We start from the raw sequence: 24,879 nt of genomic DNA, 5'->3' as shown, positions 1-24,879 counted from the left end.
GCGGCGAGCCGCGGCGGTCTCACTCCCGGCCGGCGGAGACCCAGGCGGGGTCGAATGAACGGTGGCCCGTGACGCGGGCGGCCAGGATGTCGAGGCGCGCGACGTGATCGGCGCCGAGCACGGCGTCCACGGCCGCGAGGTTCTCGTCGACGCGATCGGCGAAGCGGGTCCCGGGGATCGGCACGACCGGCAGGTCGAGCTCGCGCCCCTTCGCGTACAGCCACGCGAGCGACAGCTGCGCAGGCGAGAGTCCGGCCTCGGTCGCGACCTGGCGCACCTCGTCGAGCAGCGGCGCGTTGGCCGCCAGCACGTCCGGCGCGAAGCGCGGGAACGAGCGCCGCGTGTCGGCATCCGTCAGCACGCTCTCGTCGAAGACGCCCGTGAGCCACTGCCGGCTCAGCGGCGAGTACGGCACGAAGACGATGCCGAGCTCCCGCGCGGCCGGGACGACGTGGGCCTCGACGTCGCGGCTGACGATGCTCCACTCGCTCTGCACCGCCGCGATGCGGTGCACCGACGACGCACGGCGCAGCTCGTCGCCGGTGGCCTCCGAGAGTCCGATGTGGCGCACCTTGCCCTCGGCGACGAGCTCGGCGAGCGCGCCCACCGAGTCCTCGATGGGCACCTGGGGGTCGACGCGGTGCAGGTAGTAGAGGTCGACGGCATCCGTGCCGAGCCGGCCCAGGCTCAGGTCGATCTGCTCGCGGATGTGCGCGCGATCGCCGCGCGGCGCACGACGTCCGACGGTGCCGCGCGGGGCGATGCCGACCTTGGTCGCGAGCTGCACCTCGTCGCGGCGCGTGCGCAGCAGGCGCGAGATGATGCGCTCGCTGCGGCCCTCGCCGTAGATGTTCGCCGTGTCGATGAAGGTCACGCCCGCGTCGACCGCGTGGGTGAGGGTGGCGAGCGCATCGTCGTCGGACACCGGGCCGTAGACGTCGGTGAGCGACATGGCGCCGAATCCCTGGATCGGCACGCGCAGGCCGTCGCCGAGCTCGATGGTCGTGAGGGTCGGTGTCGTCGAAGTCATGCTCGCGACGCTACCGCGCCCCCGCGCCCCGCGACCCCACCCCCGTCACCGGATGTCACGCCCCCGGCCGGCAGCCCCGGTGCCGTTCTCGCCGAGACGGTGGGCTTCTCGCCGAGACGGTGACCTTCCCGCCGAGATGGTGGGCTTGTCACCGACATGGTGAGACACCATCTCGGCGAAGAACGCACCATTCCGGCAGGAAACGCACCATCTCGGCGAGAAGGGCACCCGGCCGGCATGGATCGGCACGACGCACGACGCGCGCGGGGCGACGCGCACCCCGCCGGCATGTCGTGGCGTGACGCGGGAGCGGATGCCAGGACCGCGGCATCCCTATGCTGGCGCGATGAGCAGCGCCGGCATCCGCGACCTCCTCCGCTCCGTCGCCCCGCGGGGCGGCCCGTCCCTCGTCGTCGCGCCGACGCCGCTGCAGCCCCTGCACCGGCTGCGGACCGAACTGGGCGACCGCGGCCCGCGGCTCTGGATCAAGCGCGACGATCTGACCGGGCTCGCGCTGGGCGGAAACAAGGCGCGCAAGCTGCGATACCTCGTCGCCGACGCACGAGCGGCGGGTGCCGACACCCTCGTCACGGTGGGCGCGGCGCAGTCGAATCACGCGCGACAGACGGCCGCGGCCGCCGCGGCGGCCGGGCTCGACGCCGTGCTCGTGCTGCGCGTGCCGCCCGGGGCGAGCGCCGCGTATCGCGCGTCGGGCAACGTGCTGCTCGACCGTCTCTTCGGCGCCCGGCTCGTGCTCGTGGACGAGACGCCCGACGATCCGCATCCCGAGCGCGCGGCCGCCGACGCGGTTGTCGCCGAGCTCACCGCGCGGGGCCGCCGTCCGTACCTGATCCCGAGCGGCGGATCGACGGCCGTCGGCGCCCTGGGCTACGTCGAGGCCTTCGCAGAGATCGCCGAGGCCGAACCGGCGTTCGACGCGATCGTGCTGGCGACGGGCAGCGGCGGCACGCAGGCGGGCCTGCTCGCGGGCGCCGCGCTCGCAGACGGCGCGGCGCGGATCGAAGCCGTGGCCGTGTCACCGGATGCCGATGAGCTCGGCGCCGACGTCGAACGCCTCGCCGTCGAGACCCTCGCCCTGCTCGGCGCACAGACGACGCCGCCGGCGGTGCGCATCGACGCGGGCTTCGTGGGGCCCGGCTACGGCGTCGTGACCGATGCCGGCATCGAGGCGATCGGCCTGTTCGCACGTACGGAGGGCATCGTGCTCGACCCCGTGTACACCGGCAAGGCCGCCGCGGCGCTGATCGACGGCATCCGTTCGGGACGCTTCGACGCCGACGACGACGTGCTCTTCCTGCACACGGGCGGAGCCCCCGCCCTGTTCGCCCACGAGCCCACGCTCACCGCCGCCTTCACCTCCTGACCCGCCCGGCCGTCCCCTTCCCGCCGAGATGGTGGGTTTCTCGGCGACGTGGTGCCCACCATCTCGCCGAGAAACCCACCATCTCGGCGAAACAGAACGGACCATCTCGGCGAAAAGGGCCCCACGTCGGCGGACGCGGCGTAGAACCCACCATCTCGACGCAGAACCCGCCGTCTCGGCGGCTAGGCCTCGCGGAGGATCTGGGCGGTGACGCGGGCGCCGAAGAGCAGGGCGTCCACCGGGACACGCTCGTCGGCGGCGTGGAACTGGGCGAACACGTCGAAATCGTGCGGCACGCGCAGCGGCACGAACCCGTATCCGGCGATGCCGAGGCGCGCGAAGTGCTTGTTGTCGGTGCTGGCGGGCAGCAGATACGGCACGACGACGCCGTCGGCGTCCTCCGCCGTGATCGCGCGCTGCAGCACGTCGACGAGCGGCGTGTCGAGCGGCGCCTCGGTCGCCGACCACCAGCGTCCCTCGCGCACCGTGACGTCGTCGCCCGCGAGCCGGTGCAGCTCGGCGCGCAGCTCATCGTCCTGTCCTGGCAGGATGCGGATGTCGAGGCGCGCGAAGGCCTCGGCCGGGATGATGTTGGTCTTCTCGCCGCCGCTCAGCACCGTCGGCGTCGCGGTGTTGCGCGTCGTCGCGCCGATGAGCGACGAGACGAAGCCGAGGCTCGCGAGGTCGTCGTCGAGCGACGCGTCGCTGAACTCGAGCCCCCGCGCCGCGCCGAACAGGTCGAGGAACCGCTGCAGCGCCGGCGTGCGCACGACGGGGAAGCGATGCGCGCCGACGCGTGCAACGGCGGATGCCAGGCGCACGACCGCGTTGTCGTCGGTCGGCCGCGAGCCGTGCGCCGCGTGGCCGCGCGCCGTGAGCGTCGACCACGCGACGCCCTTCTCGCTCGTCGCGACGAGGTAGGCGCGGCGGTCGTCGCCGTCGCGGCCGGTGAGCGGCACCGAGAACCCGCCGACCTCGCTGAGCGCCTCCGTGACGCCCGCGAACAGGTCGGGGCGGTTCTCGACGAGCCAGCCCGCGCCCCACACGCCGCCGCTCTCCTCGTCGGCGAGGAACGCGAACACGAGATCGCGGCGGGGCACGATCCCCTCGCGCACGAAATGGCGGGCGACGGCGAGCACGATGCCGGCGTAGTCCTTCATGTCGACGGCGCCGCGCCCGTAGAGGTAGCCGTCGTGGATCTCGGCGCCGAACGGCGGATGCGTCCAGTCCTTCTCCTCCACCGGCACGACGTCGAGGTGCGCGTGCACGAGCAGGGCCCCGGCGTCGGGATCGCTGCCGCGCAGCCGCGCGACGAGCGACGCACGACCGGGCCGGGGCTCGACGAGCTCGGCGTCGATGCCCGCCTCGGCGAGCCTCTGCTGCACGTAGCGCGCCGCGCGCGTCTCGCCGTCGCCGATCGTCGCCGCGATCCCCGTGTTGACCGAGTCGATGCGGATCAGGTCGCGCACGAACTCCAGCGCCTCGTCCTCCAGCGTCGCCGACATGTCCCCGCCTCACTCCCGAATGGTCTCCCCCACGCTAAGCGCGCCGCGGACCACGGCTCCCGCACCCCGTCACCTTCCGAAACAGCGGATGCCGCGACGCCGCGGGCTCACCGCGACGGTGCCAGGTGTTCCCGCGAGGGTGCCAGGCATTCCCGCGACGGTGCCAGGCATTCCCGCGAGGGTGCCAGGTGTTTTCGCGAGGGTGCCAGGTATCTCGCCGAGGGTGCTTTCATCCCCAACCGCGAAGCACCCCCGCGAAAACAACCAGCACCCTCGCGAGAACAAGCAGCACTCCCGCGGGGGCGCGGGCTCACCGCGACGGCAGGCCGCGCCGCTCCAGGGCGCCGCGCAGCGTGTGCCGCCCGTGCAGGCCGGCGATGTCGCGCACGCGCGCGACGACGGCGTCGAGCCATCCGCGCGCGGCGCCCTGCGTCGCGTAGTAGGCGCGCACAGCCTCGTCGTAGCGCGCGAGATCGGCGGCGTCGGCCGGCCGGTACGTCTCGCGGTGCCGCACGACCCGCTGCGGCAGGCGCGGCTTGACCCCGGCCGCGTCGGCCGGGTCGGGATGCCCGATGGCCAGGCCGACGACGGGGAACGCGCCCGCCGGCAGCCCGATCAGCTCGGCGACCTCCAGCGGCGCGTTGCGCACCGACCCGACGTACACGGTGCCGAGGCCGAGCGACTCCGCCGCGACGACCGCGTTCTGCGCGGCGAGCGCCGCGTCGACGAAGCCGACCAGGGTGCTCTCCACGTAGTCGACGGCCTGCGCGGCCGCGCCGCGCGTCGCGGCGACGCCGATCGCGCGCGACCAGTCGGCGACGAAGACGAGGAAGACGGCGGCATCCCTGATGAACTCCTGCTGACCGGCGAGCTCGGCGGCGCGGGCGCGGCGCTCGGGGTCGCGGATCTCGACCACCGACCACGCCTGCTGGTTCGAGCTGGTGGCCGCCGACTGCGCGGCCGCGACGATCGCGGTCACGGTGGCGTCGTCGACGGGCTCCGCCGTGAACCGGCGCACGGAGCGGTGCCGGTAGAGCAGGTCGAGCACCTCGTTGGACGGGAGCGCGCCGTCGGGAGCGTCGCCGCCGTAGCGGCGGTCGAGGGCGGTGTCTGTCGCAGTCGTGCCGGTCATGATGAGAGAAGCCCTCCGAGGTAGCGCGCGAGCGCGCGCGGCGCCGAACGCGGGGCGACCGCCTCGACGTCGGCGTTGTAGTTGGTGTTGGTGTTCACGTCGTAGGTGACGACGCGGCCATCGGCCGTCTCGATGAACTCGATGCCCGCGACCTCTATCCCGTGCGCCCGCGTGAACGCGAGGTAGTCCGCCACGATCGGATGCGCGAACCCCTCGCCGGGGCGGGACTCCCGCAGCGCGAACAGGCTCTGCCCGGCCACCGGGGCGGACGTCGCGCCCGGTGGCACGAGGAACGCGCCGGTGACGGGATCGACCGCGCAGGCGTCGGCGGGGCACAGCTGGAAGCCGCCGTGCTCGGTGTCGGCCGTGATCGCGTACACGAGCTCGCCGCCGACGATCTCGACGCGCGTGATGAACGGCTGCGCCGGCCGCACGTACTCCTGGACCAGCGTGATGCCGTCGACGGGCGGCTCGGCCGCGGCGAGCGCTGCCGGAAGGTCGGCGTGGTCGTCGATGCGCTGCACGCTGAGACCCTTGCCGCCTTGGTTGTGCTTGATCACGAACGGCGCGGGAAAGCCCGCGGCCGCCGCGATCACCCCGCCGGCGCCGACGACGGCGACGGTGCGCGGCACGTCGATGCCCGCGGCTCGCAGCGCTGCGAGCTGGGCGACCTTGCTGACCTCCAGCTCGAGCACGCGCCGCCCGTTGACGGTGCGGCGTCCGTGTGCCTCGAGCCACGACAACACGGCGCGGGCGTAGTCCTTCGAATGCCGGTGACCGCGGGTGTGACTCGACGCGCTGATGCGCGACCAGAACACGCCGGCGGGGGGTTCCGATGCGAGGTCGATCGCGCCCTCGACGAGGTCCCACTCCTCGAAGGGCACCCCCTCGGCATCGAGCGCGCGGCGGAACGGATCGAGCCATTCGGCGTTCTCGTGCAGCACGTGGACGCGCGGCTCTCCTGCGGTCACGCGCGGGCCTCCCCACGCAGCCCGGATGCCGGGGCGCCCTCCACCGGCGGGTCGAAGTAGCGCTCCACGTCGGTCACGCCGCCCGCACGCGCGAAGTCGTCGTCGACCGCCGCACGCAGCTCGGCGTCGGAGAGGTAGTCGAGTGCCGTGAGCGCCAGGCCGTAGGCCGCGTCGGCCACCGCCCGGTCGCCCCGCGGCCCTCGCGCGTGGCGACCGAACTCGGCGGTGTGCAGCGCGACGTCGGGCGGGCCGACCGCGATGACGGGATGGATGCCGGGCACGCGGTGGCTCACGTTGCCGAAGTCGGTCGAGGCGGCGAGCTCGGCCGGCACGACGGCGCGCGTGAGGGCCGTGCGGCCCCGCGCCGCCTGGTGCACGGCCCAGCGCGCCGAGAGCGGGCCGTTGAACCGCGTGGGCAGCGTGAACGGCTGCGGATCCCACGTGAGCTCGACGCCGGTGCCCGTGGCGAGGGCGGCGCCGTGCGCGATGTCCTCCATCCGGGCGCTCAGGTCGCGCAGCGTCTCGGGCAGGTGCGAGCGCAGGTAGTACTCGATCGTCGCGACCTCGGGGACGATGCTGGGCCGGTCGCCGCCGTCGAGCACGATGCCGTGCACGCGATCGCTCTGCGGCAGATGCTGGCGCAGCAGGCCGACGGCCTGGTAGTTGAGGGCGACCGCGTCGAGCGCGTTGCGGCCCAGGAACGGCGACGCCGAGGCGTGCGCCGCGACCCCGTTGTAGCGCACGCGCAGGATGCGGCGGCCGATGAACGGGTGGTCGATCGCGTCGTAGCCGAACGGATGCGCCATGATCGCGGCGTCGACGTCGTCGAACGCACCGCCGCGGGCGAGGATCTCCTTGCCGCTGTGCCCCTCCTCGGCGGGCGTCCCGAGCAGCACGACCCGGCCGGGGAGCTCGTCGGCGACCGCGGCGAGCGCGAGGAACGCGCCGACCGAGGAGGCCGCGATGACGTTGTGCCCGCAGCCGTGGCCGATGCCGGGCAGCGCGTCGTACTCGGCGAGGATCGCGATCGTCGGGACGTCCCGCGCGCCCGATCGCACGCCGCCGCCGTCCGGCTGCACGCCACCGGCATGCGACAGCACGCCGATCTCGGCCCGCAGCGCCGTGTCGAGGCCGTGCACGCCGACGCGCGTCTCGACGCCGGCCGCGCGCACGATCTCCGCGACCGCGGCGGCGCTGCGCACCTCGCGGAAGGCCTCCTCGGGGTGGTCGAAGATGTCGTGCGACAGGGCGACGAGACGCTCCTGGAGCCCGTCGAGCGCGGCGCCGACGCGGGCGGCGAGCTTCCCGGGGACTCCCGCGAACGGCGACGTGACGGGCGCGGCCGCAGCGGCCTTGCGGCGGGCCTCGCCCTCCAGCGCGTCGAGGTACGAGCGATCGGGGGTGCGCGGGTGCGGGCCCACGCGGGGCTGCGACGTCGTCACCGGCATCCCTCCTCCACTGCTGGTGGTGCCATTATGTTCGCGCCCCCGCGCCCCCGCGCCGCCGCGGCCCGTTCTGTGACGAAGTCTGAAGCCGCATTGCCTTGTATGTCACGCGACATGATCGACTTTGCCCGGACGAGCGCAGACTGTCTGCCATGTCCCACCTCATCGACGTCTCCGAGCTTCAGGCGGCGCTGGATGCCGACCGCCCCGTGCGGCTGCTCGACGTGCGGTGGCGCCTCGACGAGCCCGAGGGGCGGCTGCCGTACCTGGCCGGCCACCTGCCCGGCGCGGTCTTCGTCGACCTCGAGGGCGAGCTGTCGCAGCGCGGTCATCCCGAGCTCGGCCGGTATCCCCTGCCCGAGCTCGCCGACCTTCAGACGTCCGTGCACCACTGGGGGCTCAACCCCGGCGATCTCGTCGTCGCGTACGACGACAACGACTCGGTGGCCGCCGCGCGGGCGTGGTGGCTGCTGCGGCGCCGCGGCGTCGACATCCGCGTGCTCGACGGCGGCCTGCGCGCGTGGATCGCCGCGGGCGGGCTCGTGCAGAGCGGCGACGTCGTCGCGCGACCCGGCGCGCTCGAGCTGACGGATGCCGATCCCGGCGTGATCGACATCCACGAGGCCGCACAGTTCCCGCACCACGGGGCGCTCATCGACGTGCGGTCGCCGCAGCACTACCGCGGCTCGGTCCCCGGAACGGATCCGATCGCCGGCCACATCCCCGGCGCGATCAATCTGCCCACGCTCTCGCACATCGCACCCGACGGCCGCCTGCGGCCCGTCGAGACGATCCTCGTGAACCTCGCGGCCATCGGGGTGACGCCCGGGGTGCCCGTCGCCGTGTACTGCGGCGCGGGCATCGCGTCGGCGCACTCGGCGCTCGCGTTCGCCGTCGCGGGCATCGACGCCCTGATCTACCCGGGCTCGTGGAGCCAGTGGTCGCGCACGCGCGGCCGGCCCGTCGCGCGGGGGCGCACGCCCGATCAGCTCGTCGTCGGCTCCTGAGCGCCCGCGGCGGACGCAGCGGCGAGGACACACCGCGTCACGATCGCTCACGCGGCGTCACGGGGCGTCACGGGGTGACATCCGGGGTGCGGCCGTTCTATCGTCGGGCTATGAGCGAACTCTACGACCGCGAGACCGACCGCACGTACACGCGCGTGTACAAGGCGGAGACCCCCGACATCCTGAAGGCCTTCGTCGAGTTCGACGAGGCGGTCTTCGCGGCCGAGGGGCGGGAGATCCCGCTCAAGTACCGCGAGCTGATCGCCGTCGCGGTCGCCACGACGACGCAGTGCGCCTACTGCATCGACGCCCACGCGCAGCGGGCCGTGAAGGCCGGGGCCTCCGAGGCCGAGCTCGCCGAGGCGTCCTGGGTCGCCACGGCGCTGCGCGCGGGCGGCGGCTTCGCCCACGGCCGCCTGGCGTTCAAGTTCGGCCGCGAGGCCGCCGAGCACACCCACTGACCCACTCGCCTGCCCCCGCCCCCGCCCCGCTGGTTGAGTAGCCGCCGCAGGCGGCGTATCGAAACCCGCGTAACGGACCGCGGGAAGGGTCTCGATACACTCGCGGCTCCGCCGCGAGCACTCGACCAGCGGGAACGAGACACACCCGCAACCCGCACCCGGGCCACACACCCCCGCTGGTTGAGTAGCGCGCGCAGCGCGCGTATCGAAACCGGTGTACCGGACCGTGGGAAGGGTCTCGATACACTCGCGGCTCCGCCGCGAGCACTCGACCAGCGGGTATGGACGCACCCACAACCCACACCCGCGCCCCACTCACCCCCGCTGGTTGAGTAGCCGCCGCAGGCGGCGTATCGAAACCTGTCTAACGGTCCGTTACATCGGTTTCGATGCGCACGCAACGGGGGCTCGCGGGCGTCAGCGGAAGAGCGCCGCGCCGAGGTCGGGGTGGTCGACGAAGACGCCGTCGACCCCGGCATCCGCGATTGCGCGCCACTCCGCCTCGTAGTCGCCGAAGGCGGCCGGGTCGTCGCCGCGGCGGAACGGCGGCGAGAGGAACGCGTTCTCGGGGCGGCAGGTCCAGGTGAACACGCGCAGTCCGCGTGCGTGCGCGGCGGCGACGATTCCGGCATCCCGCAGGATCGTGGCCTTGTCGAGGCTGATGCCGTCGACCTCGCCCGCGAGCGCGTCGAGGCGCATGCGCTGGTCAGCATACGTCGGAGCGCCCTCGCCGAGCGCCGCGACCAGGTCGGCCGGCCTCCCGGCATCCTCCAGCAGATACACGAAGGATGCCCGGATGCCGTGGTCCCGCACCCGTGCCAGCACGGTCTGCTCGAACGACTCGATCACGAGCGGCAGCGCACCACCTGTCTGGGCGGCGCCCCACCCCGCCGCACGCAGCTCGGCCGCGACGGCGCCCGCGACGTCGATGCCGCGCGCCTCGAAGTACGTCGCGTGCTTGATCTCCACGACGACGCCGATCTCGCGGCGCTGCTCGCGCGCCGCGACGTGCACGAGGTCGAGCACGTCGCGCAGCCGCAGCGGGGGCTCGGTGTCGTCGAAGACCGCGCTCGCGGGTCGCAGCCGCGGGATCCGCTCACGGCAGCGCAGCGTCGCGAGCTCGTCCCACGTGAGATCGTCGGTGAACCAGCCGGTCAGCTCCTCGCCGTCGACGACGCGGGTCGTGCGGCGATCGGCGAGCCCGGGGTGCGCCGCGACGTCGGTCGTCGACCCGATCTCGTTCTCGTGGCGCACCACGGCGACGCCGTCGCGGGTGAACACGACGTCGGGCTCGACGGCGTCCACGCCCATCGACAGGGCGAGCTCGTACGACGAGCGGGTGTGCTCGGGACGGTACCCCGGGGCACCCCGGTGGCCGATCAGGAGGGGGCGCATGCCGCCACCCTATCCGCCCCGGACGACGCCCCGGACGGCGCCGGACAAAACTTGCGCCCTGTTCACTCAAGGTTCTTTCTCAGCCCCCGAGGGTCCATACGCAGAAGGCGTCGGATAACCTGGAAAAGCACCGAACTACCGTTCGTCCCCAACACTTGGAGTGAGAGAGACCATGGCCTCCGCTAACTTCGTCTTCAACAACCCGGCGTTTCAAGAGCAGCGCCCGGGTCTGACCCCGCCGCCGGCACAGCAGCCCGGCGCCGCCACCGCCCAGGCGGCCGCGTCGCACCAGGCGACGGATGCCGCCGTCAACGCCCAGCTCGAGGGCATGTTCGCCGCTCCCCCGGCGAGCTCCGTGCAGACCGGCCGCATGACGGTCGAGGACACCGTCTTCAAGACCCTCGCGCTGTTCGCCGTGCTGCTCGTCACGGCGGTCGTCGGCTGGGTGTGGACGCTGTCGCCGGTGAGCCTCGAGAACCCCTCGCCCACCATGATGCCCTGGATCGTCGGCGCGCTCGGCGGCTTCGTGCTCGCGATGGTCGTCACCTTCACGTCGCGTAAGAAGGTGCGCCCGGCGCTGATCTTCGCCTACGCGGCCTTCGAGGGCCTCTTCATCGGCGGCATCTCGGCGTTCTTCGAGTTCATCTGGCCCGGCATCGTGATGCAGGCCGCGCTCGCGACCCTCGCGGTCGTCGGCGTCACGCTCGCCCTGTTCGCGAGCGGCAAGGTGCGCGCCTCGGCGAAGGCCACGAAGGTGTTCATGGTCGCGATGATCGGCTACCTCGTGTTCTCGCTGCTCAACGTCGTGCTCATGTGGTTCGGCGCCTTCCCCGCCGGGATGATGTTCGGCATGCACAGCGCGCCCAGCCCGCTCTTCGGCCTGCCGTGGGGCGTCATCATCGGCGCGCTCGTCGTGATCATGGCCGCGTACTCGCTCGTGCTCGACTTCGACCAGGTGCAGCAGGGCGTGCGCAACGGCGCTCCCCGCCAGTACGGCTGGCTCGGCGCCTTCGGCATCATGGTCACGGTCGTCTGGCTCTACGTCGAGATCCTGCGCATCCTCGCCATCCTCCGCGGCAGCGACTGACGCGACTCGGATCAATGCCACGAGAAGGGCCGCCCCACGGGGCGGCCCTTCTCGCATGTCAGCCTGCGCCGTCACGAACCTCGGAGAATCTCACGGATCACCCCTGCAGCCCGCGCACGCGGTCGACCGCGACGGCCATCGCCGATCGCAGCGGCTCGACGAAGACCGCGGGGTCGTCGAGGCTGACGAACTGGATCGAGAGCCAGTCGTTCCCCGACCGCGCGAAGATCATCCCGTCCTGCTGCCATGCCTCGTCGCCGAGGCCCGGCACCTCGACGAAGACGTGCTCGAGGGTGTCCTTGTCGATGTCGAGCTGCTGCTTGGCGCCCGGTCCGACGAAGATCGCGACCTGCGCCGTCGGCCCGTTCGGATCGCCCGGGTACGTGCAGGCCGCGGCATCCGCCGTGGAGGCGCTGAGCGGCTCGGTCAGGGCCGTGCCGATCGCCGTCTCCGCCTCCTCCTTCGTGAGGATCGTGCACGCGTCGAGGCTCGCGACGTCGAGCGTCTTCGGCGCGGCGATCGTCGGCTCGGCGGTGACCTCGACCTCGCCCGCGTCCCCGGCATCCGCGGGCAGTTCCGGCGTCTCGGGCGCGGATGCCGCGCAGCCGCCGAGCAGCAGCGCGGCGGCGACGGCGACCGACGCCCCGATCAGACGTGCAGTGGACATGCGCTCCTCGTTTCTCGACGGGTCTCCCGACCGCCCCTGATCCCTCGCTCCCGCTCAGACGCAGAAGCCCGACTGGCTGGAATGGTCCTTCTGCGACAGGATCTTCACCCAGCCGTGCGGCAGCCCGCCCTCGCGTTCGATCGGCCGGGAGTTGAACGCCCTCAGGAAGAAGTTGACGACCTCCGCGACGACCGCGGGGATCGAGTAGCCCACGCCGTAGTCGAGCCACAGCTCGGCGTCGACGCGGCGGCAGTGCTCGATGGGGTCCTCCGCCCCCTCGGCGATGTTGAAGCCGATCGGCGCGCCGACGGCCGTGAACAGCCGCGCGGCGAGCGACAGGTAGACGCCCGCCGCGAAGTTGGCGATGCCGAAGCCGACGGTGACCCGTACGGTGTAGTCGAACTGCGCGTAGCTGATGCCCACCGAGAGCGCGTTGGTCGCCGACAGCGACGCGGCGCTGTCGAGCGTTGCGCCCGAGGTGTTGTACCAGCGCCCGTGGGTGTACCGGAACCCGAGCGTCGTGCCGAGCTTCACCTTCGCGGTGCCGTCGAACACGGCGGACCCGGCCATGTTCACGGCGACGGTGAACTTCTGCGTCACGACCATCGTGAGCGGGATGCCGAAGAACGTGCCGACGGGGATGGCGAAGCTGAAGTCCTGCCCGAGCGGCGGGCTGTAGCCGTTGGTGGGCTTGCCCTCGGCCGTCGTGGCGTGCAGCTTCGCGAAGATCCCGGCAGTCCCCGTGAGGTTCAGCCCGGCGTACTCCAGTCGCGCGCCCGAGATCTTGAGGCTGAAGTCGGCCGTGGGGCGGTCCATCTCCAGGCCGAGCTCGCCGGTCATGACGAGGCCGTTCTTGCTGTAGCGGATGCCGACGCGCGTGCCCTTGCCGCAGCAGCTGCCCTGCAGGTCGAAGCTGCCGGTGCGGGCGTTCGCGATCTCGGAGAGGATCGCGGGCGGTGCGGGCGGCCGCGGCAGCTTCGCGGTCGAGCGCAGCAGCACCGGCTCGACGGGCACGTCGGCGCCCTCGCCCTCCCCGACCCCGGCCTGCCGCTGCAGCTCGGGGTCGGCCCAGAACGCGCCCTCCTGCGAGACGACGATGGGGTCATCGAGCGGCACGCCCTCGGCGGCGAACTCGCCGTCCTCGATGACGTCGGTGATGTCGACGGGGCCCACGGTGACCTCGACACCGGCATCCGTCGTCTGGATCGCCACGACGCGGCCGACCGCACGGTCGGTGAGGAACATGACGCGCCCGGGCTCCAGGTCGGCGAGGCCGCGGGCGGTCGGCGCGAGCGTCCAGGTGAGCCCGTCGGCCGTGACGGACCGCACCGACGCGCCGCCGCCCTCGACGAGCACGACGTCGGAGCGGAAGGTCGTGCCCTGGTCGGGGGCCGGCGCGAGCCCGTAGGCGAGCGCGTCGCCGGCTCGCGGGTCCTGCGACGAGGCCGCGCTCGACCCCGTGCAGCCCACGAGGAGTGACACGCACAGGATCATGCTCAGGAGAACGGGCCGGCGACGGGTGCCCATAGCGCACAGAGTAGACCCGCGCGAACCCCCGGGGGAAGAGCGGGGATCGCCGCGGCGGGCGCGCGTCACGGACCCCGGAGGATCTCACCGGCCGCGGACGAGCTCGCCGGGGTCATCCGCGCGTCGCGTGGCTCCCCGGGGTCCGTGCCGATACGTGGATGCCACCGTCCGTGGCATCCGCGCTCACTCCCACTCGATGGTGCCCGGGGGCTTGGAGGTCACGTCGAGCACGACGCGGTTGATCTCGCGCACCTCGTTGGTGATGCGGTTCGAGATGCGGGAGAGCACGTCGTAGGGCAGGCGCGACCAGTCGGCCGTCATGGCGTCCTCGCTCGACACGGGACGCAGCACGATCGGGTGACCGTAGGTGCGGCCGTCGCCCTGCACGCCCACGGAGCGCACGTCGGCGAGCAGCACGACGGGGCACTGCCAGATCTCGCCGTCGAGGCCCGCCGCGGTCAGCTCCTCCCGCGCGATCGCGTCGGCGTCGCGCAGAATCTCGAGGCGGTCAGCGGTGACCTCACCCACGATGCGGATGCCGAGGCCGGGGCCCGGAAACGGCTGGCGCGACACGATCGGCTCGGGCAGGCCCAGCTCGCGGCCGATCGCGCGCACCTCGTCCTTGAACAGGGTGCGCAGCGGCTCGACGAGCTCGAACTGCAGGTCTTCGGGGAGTCCCCCCACGTTGTGGTGGCTCTTGATGTTGGCCGTGCCGGCGCCGCCGCCCGACTCGACGACGTCGGGGTAGAGCGTGCCCTGCACGAGGAAGCGGATGGGCTCGCCGTCGGCCGCGGCCTCGGCCACGAGCTCGGCCTGCGCCTTCTCGAACGCGCGGATGAACTCGCGGCCGATGATCTTGCGCTTCTGCTCGGGGTCGCTCACTCCGGCGAGCGCGTTCAGGAACGTCTCGCGCGCGTCGACCGTGATGAGCCGCACGCCCGTCGAGGCGACGTAGTCCTGCTCGACCTGCTCGCGCTCGCCCTTGCGCAGCAGACCGTGGTCGACGAACACGGCGACGAGCTGGTCGCCCACGGCCTCGTGCACGAGCGCGGTCGAGACGGCCGAGTCGACGCCGCCCGACAGGGCCGACAGCACGCGCCCCGTGCCGACCTGGGCGCGGATCTTGGCGACCTGCTCCGCGATGACGTTGCCGCTGTTCCAGTCGGACGCCAGGCCGACGGCCTTGTGCAGGAAGTTCTCCAGCACCTGCTGGCCGTGGTCGGAGTGCTTCACCTCGGGATGCCACTGCACGCCGTAGAGGCACTTGTCGGCGTTGCCGAAGGCGGCCACGGGCGTCGCGGCGGTCGAGGCGAGCACCTCGAAGCCCTCGGGCGCGCGCGCGACCTGGTCGCCGTGGCTCATCCACACGTTCTGCGTGGCCGGCTGGCCGCCGAGCAGCACGCCGCCGTCGCCCGTGATCGTGGCATCCGTCGCGCCGTACTCGCGCAGGCCCGTGTGCGCGACCTCGCCGCCCAGCTGGCTCGCCATCACCTGGAAGCCGTAGCAGATGCCGAGGGTCGGGATGCCGAGCTCGAGCACGCCCGGGTCGAGCGTGGGCGCGCCGGGCTCGTAGACCGACGACGGCCCGCCCGAGAGCACGAGCGCGACGGGGCTGCGCTCGGCCACCTCGGCGGCCGTGATGGTGTGCGGGACGAGCTCGCTGTAGACGCCGGCCTCGCGCACGCGACGGGCGATGAGCTGCGCGTACTGGGCGCCGAAGTCGACGACGAGCACGGGACGCTGCGCCGTATCGGTCTGGTGGGTCACCGGGTCTGCTCCGCCTCGATCGGGGTGGACTGTGTCTTGGCGGCCTCGTCGGCCTCGCGCTGGGCGAGGTACGCCTTCACCTCGCGGGCGACGCGCACCTCCATGAAGAACGACAGGAACGGCACCACACCGCCGAGGGCGAGCGTGATGAAGCGCCCGAAGCCCCAGCGCATGAGGCTCCACACGCGGAAGACGGCGAACAGGTACACGACGTAGAACCAGCCGTGGATGACGAGGATCGCGAGCGACACGTTGACGCCGTCGCCGGTCGAGGTCATCTCGCAGAAGCCGGGCGCGAACGGGATCATCGACCACGCCTGGCATCCGTCGCTGACGATGACGGGCGCGAACCAGAGGGGGCCGCCGGTGCCGCCCGCGAAGAGCTCGACGTGCAGCGGCGAGTACTTCAGGACCATCTCGGCGACCAGCAGGAGCAGGCCGACGCCTGTGATGACCGAGGCGATCTGGTAGAACTTCAGTGCCCCGCGAATCGCCGGAAAGCTGGCGAGCTTGGGTTGCGGCATGGCATCCAGTCTAGTTGCGGGCCGGGCCCGCGAGATTCGGCTCGTGCCGTGCAAGATCCGGCTCGCACGCGACATACACGTGGTGAGGGCGGGCGAGAGGACCGGATGCCACACCGAGACGACCATGCGTGGTTCACCGACGACGTCGCCGTGCATCTGGATGCCGTGTACCGCTACTTCGTGCGCCGCGCGCCGCGGACGGATGCCGACGACCTGTGCGCCGAGGTGTTCGCGACCGCATGGCGGCGGCGCGCCGACGTGCCGCGCGGCGGCGAGCTGCCCTGGCTGTACCGCACGGCGGGGTTCGTGCTCGCGAACCACCGGCGCCGGGCGCACGGGATGCCGCTGCGGGCGGTCGACGAGCCGGACGCCTCGGGCTCCGACCACGCCGACCGGGTGGCCGACCGCGACCGTCTCGCGCGGGCGCTGGCGGCGCTCGGCGAGCGCGACCGCGAGATCCTGCTGCTGCACGCGTGGGACGGTCTCGACGGCACCGAGCTGGGCGAGGCGCTCGGCGTCTCGCGCTCGGGCGCCCAGGCCGCGCTGTCGCGCGCCCGGGCGCGGCTGCGCGAGATCTGGCGGCTGCAAGACATCGGCTGATCGCGACACATACTCGGTGAGGCCTCGCCACGACAGCCGGCACTGAGGCCTCGCGGTGTCTCCGGCGGCGAGCCGCGACGGAGAGCCGCGACGCGGGAGACCTCGACCGAGGAGGATGCCATGGACACCGACGACGACCTCACGAACGCCCTGCGCGGGATCGACCCCGCCGCGGATGCGCACGCCCCCGAGGCGCTGCGCGGCCGTGTCGCCGCGCTCCCCCGCGCCCGCCGCCGGGGCTGGCTGGTGACCGCGGCGGCGGCCGCCGCGATCGCCGTGGCCGGCGCGGGTTTCGCCTTCGCACCCCGGGGCGCGGAGCGCGGTGTGGAGACCGTCGCGCTCGAGACGCCGGCACCGGGCGAGATCGCCCCGCCGATCGAGGCGAGCGGGGGCACGGGGGCGACCGCCGAGGAGACGGGAGCCGGCCTGGCGCTCATGCCGGCCGCCGGGGGCGACCTGGCGTTCCAGAGCGGCTACCGCATGGACAGCGCCTTCGGCGGAGGCTGGGGAGGCTGGTGGGGGCGCCAGCGCTTCACCGTCCCCCCGTTCGACGACAGTCGCAGCGGTGCGACCGTCTACGCGCTCGACGCGGCGAGCCGCTTCACGCCCGAGACCCTCGCCGGCATCGCCGCGGCGCTCGGTGTCGCGGGAGAGCCCGTCGCGGATCAACACGGCGGCGGCTGGTCGGTCGGCGCGAGCGACGGCAGCGGTCCCCGCGTGTCCCTCTCGCTGTGGAGCGGCGGGCAGGTCTGGTACAGCTCGGGCGGCACGAGTCCGGTGTGGCGCTGCGTCGAGCAGGCGACGACGGGCAAGGACGACGCCGACTGGGCCGCCGTGCAGGAGGAGTGCCGGCTCTCGACCCCGTCGCCGACCGAGGCGCAGGCGCGCGAGGCGATGAGCACGATCCTCCGCGCGTACGGCGTCGACGAGGACGATCTGCTGATCGAGGTGGACGGCGACCAGTGGCTCGACTACGAGAACCTCCTGACGGTGCGCGCCTACCGGGTCGCGGACGGTATGGCGGCCCCGGTGTCGATCGACGTCACGGTGTCGCACGAGGGCATCCTCTGGGCGAACGGCTCCATCGGTCCTCTCGTGTCCCTCGGCGAGTACGACATCGTGAGCCCCGCTGAGGCCGCCGCGCGGCTCAACACGTCGGCGTTCTCCCCCGATCTCACCTACGCCCCGCCGACGGGGCCCGAGTCCTGGAACGGCGAGCCGGCGACCGAGCCCGATCCGGTGCCCTCTCCCGGTTCCGCCGTGCCGTGGCCCGTCGCGGAGCACGAGATCGTGTCGGCGCGGCGCGGCCTGACGGCCGTCTACGCCTCGGAGAGCCTGATCTACATCGTTCCGGCCTACGAGTTCACCGACACCACCGGCAAGCGCTGGAGCGTTCTCGCGCTCGCCGAGAACGAGCTCGACACCGCCTCCGGCCTGACCACGCAGTGGTGACCCCCCACCCCACCGGCCGAGTACCCACCACCCCCGGCCGGCCGAGCGCCCGCCACCCCGCTGGCCGAATGCCCCCACCCCCGCTGGTCGAGTGCTCGCGGCGAAGCCGCGAGTGTATCGAGACCCATGTAACGGACCGCGGGAAGGGTTTCGATACGCGCGCTGCGCGCGCTACTCAACCAGCGGGGGTCCCCACCCACCCAGCGGGGGTTCCCGCCCACCCAGCAGGGGTCCCCACTCAACCAGCAGGGTTCCCCGCCCACCCAGCCGGGGTTGCCCGCTCCACCGGCGGAGATCCTCCACCCACCCCGCTGGTCGAGTGCTCGCGGCGCAGCCGCGAGTGTATCGAGACCCCCGCAACGACCCGCTCCCGACCTCAGCCGCGACGCCTCACACGATCTTCGCCTACGCGCAGATCCCGCCGATCAGCCCTCCTCGGCCTCTTCGAGCTCCTCGACCTCTTTCTGCCAGGCGTCCTTCGCGAGCCGGTACCACATGTAGAACGCGAAGCCGGCGAACACGGCCCACTCGATCGCGTAGAAGAGGTTGAGCACGTTGACCGGCGACTGCTCCGTGGGGGCGGGCGAGTGGATGCCGACGACGCCGGCGGGCAGGTCGAGCCCGGTCGTGTCGGCGTCGGCGACGAGGAACGGCCGGTACACCGAGAGCCCCTCGATGTCGTGCCACCGGCTGAGCAGCGCGGCCGGCGACATGCGGCTCATCGCCCACGGATCGGCGGCGGGCGGATGCGCGGGGCCCTCGTCCGAGACCAGGCGTCCCGTGAGGGTGGCGAGGGCCTCGGGGTCGGCGGCGACGGCATCCTCGAACCGCGCGGCGGCGGCGAGCGCCTGCTCGAGCGTCGGCGTCCACGCGATCGCGACGGCGAGCGAGGTGGGCTCGGCGACGAGCGTCGCCACGTCGGGCTGCACGCGCAGCTGCCCCGTGATCCAGTAGCCCTCGACGCCCTCGTTGAACCGCGACGAGACGAGGAGGAAGTCGCCGGCGACCCACCGGCCGCTCACGTCGACGCGCTGCCCGACCAGCGGCTCGGGCAGGTACGCGCCCGGCTCGACGACGTCGGCGATCGGCCGCACCTGCTCGGTCGCGCCGACGGGCGGCGGGTTGAAGTCGATCGAGCGCGACAGCTGCCACTGGCCGAGCCAGGCGAACACGCCCGCGACGACGAGCGCGAGCCCGAGCATGCCGATCCACCAGGGACGCAGCATGACCTCGCGCAGCGTCGGGGGGAACACCGGCGGCGCCGGCGCTTCGGACACGGGGCTCGGGGCGGACATCAGCGCTTGTCGTAGGGGGCGACGACGACCTCGACGCGCTGGAACTCCTTGAGGTCGGAGTAGCCCGTGATCGCCATCGACTTGCGCAGGGCGCCGATGAGGTTGGCGGTGCCGTCGGCGACCGGCGCCGGCCCGTACAGGATCTCCTCGAGCGGGGCGATCTGCGAGACCTGCACGCGGGTGCCGCGCGGGAGCTTGGCGTGGTGCGCCTCAGGACCCCAGTGGAATCCCTGGCCCGGGGCCTCGGTCGCGCGGGCGAGCGCGACGCCGAGCATGACGGCGTCCGCTCCCATCGCGAGCGCCTTGACGATGTCGCCCGAGGCGCCCACGCCGCCGTCGGCGATGACGTGCACGTAGCGGCCGCCCGACTCGTCGAGGTAGTCGCGGCGCGCGCCGGCGACGTCGGCGAGCGCCGTCGCCATCGGGGCGTGGATGCCGAGGGTCACGCGCGTCGTCGACGCCGCGCCGCCGCCGAAGCCGACGAGCACGCCCGCCGCGCCGGTGCGCATGAGGTGCAGGGCCGCGGTGTAGGTCGACGCGCCGCCGACGATGACGGGCACGTCGAGGTCGTAGATGAACTTCTTGAGGTTGAGCGGCGCCTCGACGCTGGAGACGTGCTCGGCCGACACGGTCGTGCCGCGGATGACGAACAGGTCGACGCCCGCCGCGACGACGGTCTCGTAGAGCTGCTGCGTGCGCTGCGGCGTGAGCGCGCCCGCGACGGTCACGCCCGCGGCGCGGATCTCGGCGAGGCGCGCGCCGATGAGCTCGGGCTTGATGGGCTCGGCGTAGAGCTCCTGCATCCGCCGCGTCGCGCCGTCGTGCGGCAGTGCCGCGATCTCGGCGAGCAGCGGCTCGGGGTCGTCGTAGCGGGTCCACAGCCCCTCGAGGTCGAGCACGCCGAGGCCGCCGAGCTGCCCGAGCCGGATCGCGGTCGCGGGGCTCATGACCGAGTCCATGGGGGCGCCGAGCACGGGGATGTCGAACCCGTAGGCGTCGATCGACCACGCGGTGGAGACGTCTTCGGGGTTGCGCGTGCGGCGCGAGGGCACGACAGCGATGTCGTCGAACGCGTACGCCCGGCGGGCGCGCTTCGCGCGGCCGAGCTCGATCTCCATGCTCACCCCCTCAGCCTACCCGCCCCCTCCCCCACGCCCGCCTGGCGTTCCCCGCCCCCGCGAGGGTGCCACTTCTCCCCGCGAGGGTGCCACTTGTCTTCGCGAGGGTGCCACTTGTCTCGCCGAGGGTGCCAACGGTTCCTCCATCGCCTCGTCCACAGTGCGCACATTCCGCGATCTCTCCACGGATGCGGCAACGCCACGTCCGCGGCATCCCTTCACGCGACACACTCGGAGCATGGACGAACGACCTCTCATCCTGCCTTCGCGGAACGGCGTTCCTGCCGGCTACGCACCGGTTCGTCGCGGAGCGTGCGTCGATACGGCGGAGTGGGTCGCCGGTCATGTCGAGAAGCGTCTCCTGATGCGGGCGGATGCCATCTCCCTCGCCGCTCGCATTCCGCCTGTGTTCTCGCACGCAGCGGCTGCCGCGCTGCACGGTCTCCCGCTCCTGGGGCTGGTCGACGATCGCGTGCACACGATCGAACGGGCGAAGAACCCGCAGAAGACGCGCACCGATGTCGTACGGCACAAGGTGCCCCTACCCGATGCCGACGTCGTGCGCGTCGGGCCGCACCTCGCGACGAGCCTCGACCGTACAGCCTATGACGCGGCACGCATGCTTCCGCTGGACGGCGCGGTCGCACTCGTCGACGCCGCTCTGCGCGCCGTGGCGTGGGATGACGACGAGCACGCTTACTCGTCTGCGCACGCCGAAGAGATCCGGGCGGCGCTGCAACGGCGCATCCGCGCGGGAACAGGCGCCCGGGGCATAAAGAAGCTGCGATTCGCCGTCGAGTTCGGCGACGGGCGCGCGGAGTCGCCGCGCGAAAGCCAGAGTCGCCTGCGGATGTGGGAGCTCCATCTGCCCGCGCCCGAGCTGCAGGTCGTCGTGATGACCGACCGCGGCGAGAAGCGACTCGACTTCGCGTGGCCTGCACTGAGGATGTTCGGCGAGTTCGACGGCGTCGTCAAGCGCACCGATCCGGCCATGATGAACGGACGCACGGCACCTGAGGTGCTCGCCGATCAGGCCGAGCGCCGCGCCGCCATCGAGCGCGCCACCGGGTGGCGTGGCCTGCACTGGGGAGCCGCCGAGTCGAAGAACGCCGCGACGTTCCTGGCATCCCTCACCTCGCAAGGCTGGCCCGCTCACGCCCGCGTCGTCCGCGCCTGACCCGCTCCGCATCGGCCGCCGAGGGTGCCGGTTGTCTCCGCGAGGGTGCCAATTATCCCACCGAGGGTGCTCTCAAAAGCACCCTCGCGAGAACAACCAGCACCCTCGCGAGAACAACCAGCACCCTCGCGAGAACAACCAGCACCCTCGCGAGAACAACTGGCACCCTCGCGAGGGGTTCGCCGCCCCTACTTCTTGTAGTTGGGGGCCTCGACGATGATCTGCACGTCGTGGGGGTGCGACTCCTTGAGGCCGGCGGGGGTGATGCGCACGAACTTGCCGTTGGCCTTGAGCTCCTCGACCGTGCGGGCGCCGACGTAGAACATCGACTGGCGCAGGCCGCCGACGAGCTGGTAGGCGACGGCCGAGACGGGGCCGCGGTAGGCGACCTGGCCCTCGATGCCCTCGGCGATGAGCTTGTCGTCGCTGGGGACGTCGGCCTGGAAGTAGCGGTCCTTCGAGTACGAGGTCTTCTTGCCACGCGTCTGCAGCGCGCCGAGCGAGCCCATGCCGCGGTAGAGCTTGAACTGCTTGCCGCCCTGGAACACGACCTCGCCGGGCGACTCGTCGGTGCCCGCGAGCAGCGAGCCCAGCATGACCGTGTCGGCGCCCGCGACGAGCGCCTTGGCGATGTCGCCCGAGTACTGCAGACCGCCGTCGGCGATGACCGGCACGCCCGCCTCGCGCGCGGCGAGCGACGCCTCGTAGATCGCCGTGACCTGCGGCACGCCCACGCCCGCGACGACGCGCGTCGTGCAGATCGAGCCCGGCCCGACGCCGACCTTGACGGCGTCCACGCCCGCGTCGATGAGCGCCTGCGCGCCCGCGCGCGTGGCGATGTTGCCGCCGACGACGTCGATGTGCGCGAACGACGGGTCGGCCTTCAGCCGGCGCACGATGTCGATGACGCCGGCCGACTGGCCGTTGGCGGTGTCGACGACGAGCACGTCGACGCCCGCGTCGCGGAGCGCCTCGGCGCGCTCCCACGCGTCGCCGAAGAAGCCGATCGCCGCGCCCACGCGCAGGCGCCCCTGCTCGTCCTTGGTCGCGAGCGGGTACTTCTCGCTCTTGTCGAAGTCCTTGATGGTGATGAGACCGGCGAGACGCCCCTCGTCGTCGATGAGCGGCAGCTTCTCGACGCGGTGCTTCGCGAACAGCGCGAGCACGTCGGCGGCGCCGATGCCCACGTGACCCGTGACGAGCCCCTCCGACGTCATCGCGTCGCGCACCTTCGTCGTGTGGCGCTCCATGCCCGTCACGAACCGCATGTCGCGGTTGGTGATGATGCCGACGAGCCGGCCATCGTCGTCGACGACGGGCAGGCCCGAGATGCGGTACTGGCCGCAGAGCGCGTCGACCTCCTCGATCGTCGCGTCGGGCGTCGTCGTGATCGGGTCGGTGATCATGCCCGACTCGCTGCGCTTGACCTGGTCGACCATCGCGGCCTGCTCGGCGATCGCGAGGTTGCGGTGGATGACGCCGAGCCCGCCCTCGCGCGCGATCGCGATCGCCATGCGACCCTCGGTGACGGTGTCCATCGCCGAGGAGACGAGGGGGGTCGCAACGCTGATGCGGCGGGTGAGACGTGACGACGTGTCGACTTCCGACGGGATGACGTCGGTGTGCCCCGGAAGGAGCAGAACGTCGTCATAGGTGAGCCCGGTGAATCCGAACGGGTCGTTGTACTCCATGCTGCTCCTCGCCTCGAACCGTGCCGCACTCCCCTCGATTCTACGTTCCCCGCGGGCACCCCGGGGTGAGGGGACGGCAGCACTCGACGGCACGGACGCCGAGACTGTCATGCCCTACAGCGTTATGTATGTGAGATACAACGACCATAGGCGAAATACTGCGGACACATTACGCTCGTACCGTCGTCTTCACCGTGGAAGCGATCGCTGCCGAACCCGAGGTCGCTCACGACGTGACCGCTTCGACATCGCAGGTGCACCGGACTGGAGGGCCCGTGAAACCCACGACCGTGATAGCGAGACGCCCGTTGAGATGGGTTCTGCTCATACTGGGCACGATCCTCGCGGCCGCGATCCTGCTGGCCGGCAGCCCGCTGACGGCGCACGCCGCCGAGGCCCCCGACACCCCGGGCGGCGACCAGGAGAAGACGAGCTTCTACTTCGCCGGCGTCATCAAGTTCGGCAACGAGCCCGTCCCCGGCGTGAACATGTCGATCGAGGGCAACGGGTTCGACGCGACGACCGTGACGGATGCCGAGGGCCGCTGGCGGCTGTACGTTCCGGAGAAGGAGACGTACACGCTCACCGTCGACGAGGAGACGCTGCCCGAGGGCGTGATCGTGGATGCCGCGCAGCTGCCCGAGGGCACGCAGCCGATCGACGGCACGACGGCGTCGTTCGAGGTCTCGTTCGGCCTCACGGGCTCGAAGGTGATGAACCTGTTCCTCGGCGAGGGCGAACGGATCACGACCTCGTTCGTCGACCAGTTCACGGAGCGCATCGTCAACGGCCTCAACTTCGGTCTGCTGCTCGCGCTCGCCGCGGTCGGCGTCTCGCTCATCTTCGGCACCACGGGCCTCACCAACTTCGCGCACGCCGAGATGCTCACCTTCGGCGCGGTCATCGCGCTCGCGCTCGGCACGGGAGCCCTCTCGCTGCCGATGTGGCTCGTGCTGCCGCTCGTCGCGGTCGCCGGAGCGGCGCTCGGCTGGGGCCTCGACGCGGGACTGTGGCAGCCGCTGCGGCGCAAGGGCCTCGGCCTCGTGCAGCTCATGATCGTGAGCATCGGCCTCTCGCTCGCGGTGCGCTATCTGTTCAACATGATCATCGGCGGCGGCACGTATCAGCTGCCCGGCGCGGGCTCGCCGAAGCTGCCGATCCTCGGCCCCATCCGGCTGTCGGTGATCGACATGGCCTCGATGGGCGTGAGCGTCGTGCTGCTCGTCGCGGTCGCGTTCTGGCTGCTCCGCACCCGCATCGGCAAGGCGACGCGGGCGATCTCCGACAATCCCGGCCTCGCCGCGGCGTCGGGCATCAACGTCGACCGCGTCATCCGTATCGTCTGGATGCTGTCGGCCTCGCTCGCGGGCATCGCCGGCGTGCTGTGGGCCTACTTCCGCCCCGGCGTGAAGTGGGACATGGGCATGCACGTGCTGCTGCTCATCTTCGCCGCCGTCACCCTCGGCGGCCTCGGCACGGCGTTCGGCGCCCTCATCGGCGCGATCATCGTCGGCATCATGGTCGAGGTCTCGACGCTGTGGCTGCCGCCCGACCTCAAGTACGTCGGCGCGCTGGGCATCCTGATCGTCATTCTGCTGGTGAGGCCACAGGGCATCCTGGGGCGCAAGGAAAGGCTCGGATAGC

21 protein-coding genes are annotated in these 24,879 nt (G+C 72.2%); 8 read left to right on the top strand and 13 right to left on the bottom strand.

What is annotated here, in order from left to right:
- Positions 1–19: 19 nt before the first annotated feature.
- Positions 20–1,030 (bottom strand): aldo/keto reductase, encoded by a 1,011-nt coding sequence (locus AOA12_RS04140; protein ID WP_054680568.1) that lies wholly within the window; start codon positions 1,028–1,030, stop codon positions 20–22.
- Between the two features lie 346 nt (positions 1,031–1,376).
- On the opposite strand from AOA12_RS04140, the gene AOA12_RS04135 reads away from it, so the two are divergent.
- Positions 1,377–2,414 carry a D-cysteine desulfhydrase family protein gene (locus tag AOA12_RS04135; protein WP_082405914.1) on the top strand — a complete coding sequence of 346 codons (1,038 nt, stop codon included), beginning with the start codon at positions 1,377–1,379 and terminating at the stop codon, positions 2,412–2,414.
- 182 nt (positions 2,415–2,596) lie between these two features.
- Here AOA12_RS04135 and AOA12_RS04130 read toward each other — a convergent pair whose 3' ends face one another.
- From AOA12_RS04130 to AOA12_RS04115, 4 genes are all read right to left on the bottom strand, one after another.
- Entirely contained in the window at positions 2,597–3,919 is a 1,323-nt protein-coding gene (locus AOA12_RS04130; protein WP_054680565.1) for a M20/M25/M40 family metallo-hydrolase, read from the bottom strand.
- Between the two features lie 310 nt (positions 3,920–4,229).
- The gene (locus tag AOA12_RS04125) at positions 4,230–5,051 is read right to left on the bottom strand and encodes an NADPH-dependent oxidoreductase (RefSeq protein WP_054680562.1); all 822 of its coding nucleotides are present in this window, start codon (positions 5,049–5,051) and stop codon (positions 4,230–4,232) included.
- Positions 5,048–6,022 carry an ATP-grasp domain-containing protein gene (locus AOA12_RS04120; RefSeq protein ID WP_054680559.1) on the bottom strand — a complete coding sequence of 325 codons (975 nt, stop codon included), beginning with the start codon at positions 6,020–6,022 and terminating at the stop codon, positions 5,048–5,050. Before AOA12_RS04120 ends, AOA12_RS04125 begins: the two co-directional genes overlap by 4 nt.
- The gene (locus AOA12_RS04115) at positions 6,019–7,464 is read right to left on the bottom strand and encodes a M20 family metallopeptidase (protein WP_231637176.1); all 1,446 of its coding nucleotides are present in this window, start codon (positions 7,462–7,464) and stop codon (positions 6,019–6,021) included. The genes AOA12_RS04120 and AOA12_RS04115 overlap by 4 nt, the downstream gene beginning before the upstream one ends.
- A 155-nt stretch (positions 7,465–7,619) precedes the next feature.
- Here AOA12_RS04115 and AOA12_RS04110 point away from each other — a divergent pair, with 155 nt between their 5' ends.
- Positions 7,620–8,474 carry a sulfurtransferase gene (locus tag AOA12_RS04110; RefSeq protein ID WP_054680554.1) on the top strand — a complete coding sequence of 285 codons (855 nt, stop codon included), beginning with the start codon at positions 7,620–7,622 and terminating at the stop codon, positions 8,472–8,474.
- 110 nt (positions 8,475–8,584) lie between these two features.
- On the top strand, positions 8,585–8,935 hold the full coding sequence (locus AOA12_RS04105) for a carboxymuconolactone decarboxylase family protein (protein ID WP_054680551.1): 351 nt from the start codon (positions 8,585–8,587) through the stop codon (positions 8,933–8,935).
- Between the two features lie 417 nt (positions 8,936–9,352).
- Here the strand turns inward: AOA12_RS04105 and AOA12_RS04100 are convergent, their stop codons facing one another.
- On the bottom strand, positions 9,353–10,330 hold the full coding sequence (locus AOA12_RS04100) for a glycerophosphodiester phosphodiesterase family protein (RefSeq protein WP_054680548.1): 978 nt from the start codon (positions 10,328–10,330) through the stop codon (positions 9,353–9,355).
- Between the two features lie 172 nt (positions 10,331–10,502).
- Here AOA12_RS04100 and AOA12_RS04095 point away from each other — a divergent pair, with 172 nt between their 5' ends.
- Positions 10,503–11,417 carry a Bax inhibitor-1/YccA family protein gene (locus AOA12_RS04095; protein ID WP_054680545.1) on the top strand — a complete coding sequence of 305 codons (915 nt, stop codon included), beginning with the start codon at positions 10,503–10,505 and terminating at the stop codon, positions 11,415–11,417.
- 97 nt (positions 11,418–11,514) lie between these two features.
- On the opposite strand, the gene AOA12_RS04090 is transcribed toward AOA12_RS04095, so the two are convergent.
- The 4 genes from AOA12_RS04090 to AOA12_RS04075 form a co-directional block, all read right to left on the bottom strand.
- Positions 11,515–12,084, bottom strand: a complete 570-nt coding sequence (locus tag AOA12_RS04090; protein ID WP_054680541.1) for a DUF3558 domain-containing protein — start codon at positions 12,082–12,084, stop codon at positions 11,515–11,517.
- A 54-nt stretch (positions 12,085–12,138) separates the two neighbouring features.
- Positions 12,139–13,566: a hypothetical protein gene (locus AOA12_RS04085; RefSeq protein ID WP_156366390.1), complete on the bottom strand. Its 1,428-nt coding sequence runs from the start codon at positions 13,564–13,566 to the stop codon at positions 12,139–12,141.
- 228 nt (positions 13,567–13,794) lie between these two features.
- The gene (gene guaA / locus AOA12_RS04080) at positions 13,795–15,378 is read right to left on the bottom strand and encodes a glutamine-hydrolyzing GMP synthase (protein WP_054680534.1); all 1,584 of its coding nucleotides are present in this window, start codon (positions 15,376–15,378) and stop codon (positions 13,795–13,797) included.
- Positions 15,375–15,902, bottom strand: coding sequence for a DUF3817 domain-containing protein (locus AOA12_RS04075; RefSeq protein WP_054680531.1), 528 nt, complete (start codon positions 15,900–15,902; stop codon positions 15,375–15,377). Before AOA12_RS04075 ends, guaA begins: the two co-directional genes overlap by 4 nt.
- Positions 15,903–16,007: 105 nt before the next feature.
- Here AOA12_RS04075 and AOA12_RS04070 point away from each other — a divergent pair, with 105 nt between their 5' ends.
- Both AOA12_RS04070 and AOA12_RS04065 read left to right on the top strand, forming a co-directional pair.
- Positions 16,008–16,502: an RNA polymerase sigma factor gene (locus tag AOA12_RS04070; protein ID WP_054680528.1), complete on the top strand. Its 495-nt coding sequence runs from the start codon at positions 16,008–16,010 to the stop codon at positions 16,500–16,502.
- Between the two features lie 120 nt (positions 16,503–16,622).
- Positions 16,623–17,954, top strand: coding sequence for a hypothetical protein (locus tag AOA12_RS04065; RefSeq protein WP_054680525.1), 1,332 nt, complete (start codon positions 16,623–16,625; stop codon positions 17,952–17,954).
- Between the two features lie 425 nt (positions 17,955–18,379).
- Here AOA12_RS04065 and AOA12_RS04060 read toward each other — a convergent pair whose 3' ends face one another.
- The gene (locus AOA12_RS04060) at positions 18,380–19,249 is read right to left on the bottom strand and encodes an SURF1 family cytochrome oxidase biogenesis protein (protein WP_231637175.1); all 870 of its coding nucleotides are present in this window, start codon (positions 19,247–19,249) and stop codon (positions 18,380–18,382) included.
- On the bottom strand, positions 19,249–20,367 hold the full coding sequence (locus AOA12_RS04055) for a GuaB3 family IMP dehydrogenase-related protein (protein ID WP_054680522.1): 1,119 nt from the start codon (positions 20,365–20,367) through the stop codon (positions 19,249–19,251). Before AOA12_RS04055 ends, AOA12_RS04060 begins: the two co-directional genes overlap by 1 nt.
- A 238-nt stretch (positions 20,368–20,605) precedes the next feature.
- Between AOA12_RS04055 and AOA12_RS04050 the strand changes: the two genes are divergently transcribed.
- Positions 20,606–21,544, top strand: a complete 939-nt coding sequence (locus tag AOA12_RS04050) for a hypothetical protein (RefSeq protein ID WP_156366389.1) — start codon at positions 20,606–20,608, stop codon at positions 21,542–21,544.
- A 188-nt stretch (positions 21,545–21,732) separates the two neighbouring features.
- Here AOA12_RS04050 and guaB read toward each other — a convergent pair whose 3' ends face one another.
- Complete coding sequence (guaB, locus tag AOA12_RS04045; protein ID WP_054680516.1) at positions 21,733–23,235, bottom strand: IMP dehydrogenase; 1,503 nt, start codon at positions 23,233–23,235, stop codon at positions 21,733–21,735.
- Positions 23,236–23,543: 308 nt separating this feature from the next.
- On the opposite strand from guaB, the gene AOA12_RS04040 reads away from it, so the two are divergent.
- Complete coding sequence (locus AOA12_RS04040) at positions 23,544–24,878, top strand: branched-chain amino acid ABC transporter permease (RefSeq protein ID WP_231637174.1); 1,335 nt, start codon at positions 23,544–23,546, stop codon at positions 24,876–24,878.
- Position 24,879: the final 1 nt, after the last annotated feature.

The sequence above is a fragment of the Microbacterium sp. No. 7 genome, assembly GCF_001314225.1.
Taxonomy (GTDB): Bacteria; Actinomycetota; Actinomycetes; order Actinomycetales; family Microbacteriaceae; genus Microbacterium.
The sequence above is the reverse complement of the archived record's forward strand: the minus strand, read 5'-3'. Positions and strand labels throughout refer to the sequence as shown.

Coding starts and splice junctions, on each gene's coding strand:
- AOA12_RS04140 (WP_054680568.1), bottom strand. CDS start 1,030: ATGACTTCGACGACACCGACCCTCACGACCATCGAGCTCGGCGACGGC.
- AOA12_RS04135 (WP_082405914.1), top strand. CDS start 1,377: ATGAGCAGCGCCGGCATCCGCGACCTCCTCCGCTCCGTCGCCCCGCGG.
- AOA12_RS04130 (WP_054680565.1), bottom strand. CDS start 3,919: ATGTCGGCGACGCTGGAGGACGAGGCGCTGGAGTTCGTGCGCGACCTG.
- AOA12_RS04125 (WP_054680562.1), bottom strand. CDS start 5,051: ATGACCGGCACGACTGCGACAGACACCGCCCTCGACCGCCGCTACGGC.
- AOA12_RS04110 (WP_054680554.1), top strand. CDS start 7,620: ATGTCCCACCTCATCGACGTCTCCGAGCTTCAGGCGGCGCTGGATGCC.
- AOA12_RS04105 (WP_054680551.1), top strand. CDS start 8,585: ATGAGCGAACTCTACGACCGCGAGACCGACCGCACGTACACGCGCGTG.
- AOA12_RS04100 (WP_054680548.1), bottom strand. CDS start 10,330: ATGCGCCCCCTCCTGATCGGCCACCGGGGTGCCCCGGGGTACCGTCCC.
- AOA12_RS04095 (WP_054680545.1), top strand. CDS start 10,503: ATGGCCTCCGCTAACTTCGTCTTCAACAACCCGGCGTTTCAAGAGCAG.
- AOA12_RS04090 (WP_054680541.1), bottom strand. CDS start 12,084: ATGTCCACTGCACGTCTGATCGGGGCGTCGGTCGCCGTCGCCGCCGCG.
- AOA12_RS04075 (WP_054680531.1), bottom strand. CDS start 15,902: ATGCCGCAACCCAAGCTCGCCAGCTTTCCGGCGATTCGCGGGGCACTG.
- AOA12_RS04070 (WP_054680528.1), top strand. CDS start 16,008: ATGCCACACCGAGACGACCATGCGTGGTTCACCGACGACGTCGCCGTG.
- AOA12_RS04065 (WP_054680525.1), top strand. CDS start 16,623: ATGGACACCGACGACGACCTCACGAACGCCCTGCGCGGGATCGACCCC.
- AOA12_RS04060 (WP_231637175.1), bottom strand. CDS start 19,249: ATGTCCGCCCCGAGCCCCGTGTCCGAAGCGCCGGCGCCGCCGGTGTTC.
- AOA12_RS04055 (WP_054680522.1), bottom strand. CDS start 20,367: ATGGAGATCGAGCTCGGCCGCGCGAAGCGCGCCCGCCGGGCGTACGCG.
- AOA12_RS04050 (WP_156366389.1), top strand. CDS start 20,606: ATGGACGAACGACCTCTCATCCTGCCTTCGCGGAACGGCGTTCCTGCC.
- guaB (WP_054680516.1), bottom strand. CDS start 23,235: ATGGAGTACAACGACCCGTTCGGATTCACCGGGCTCACCTATGACGAC.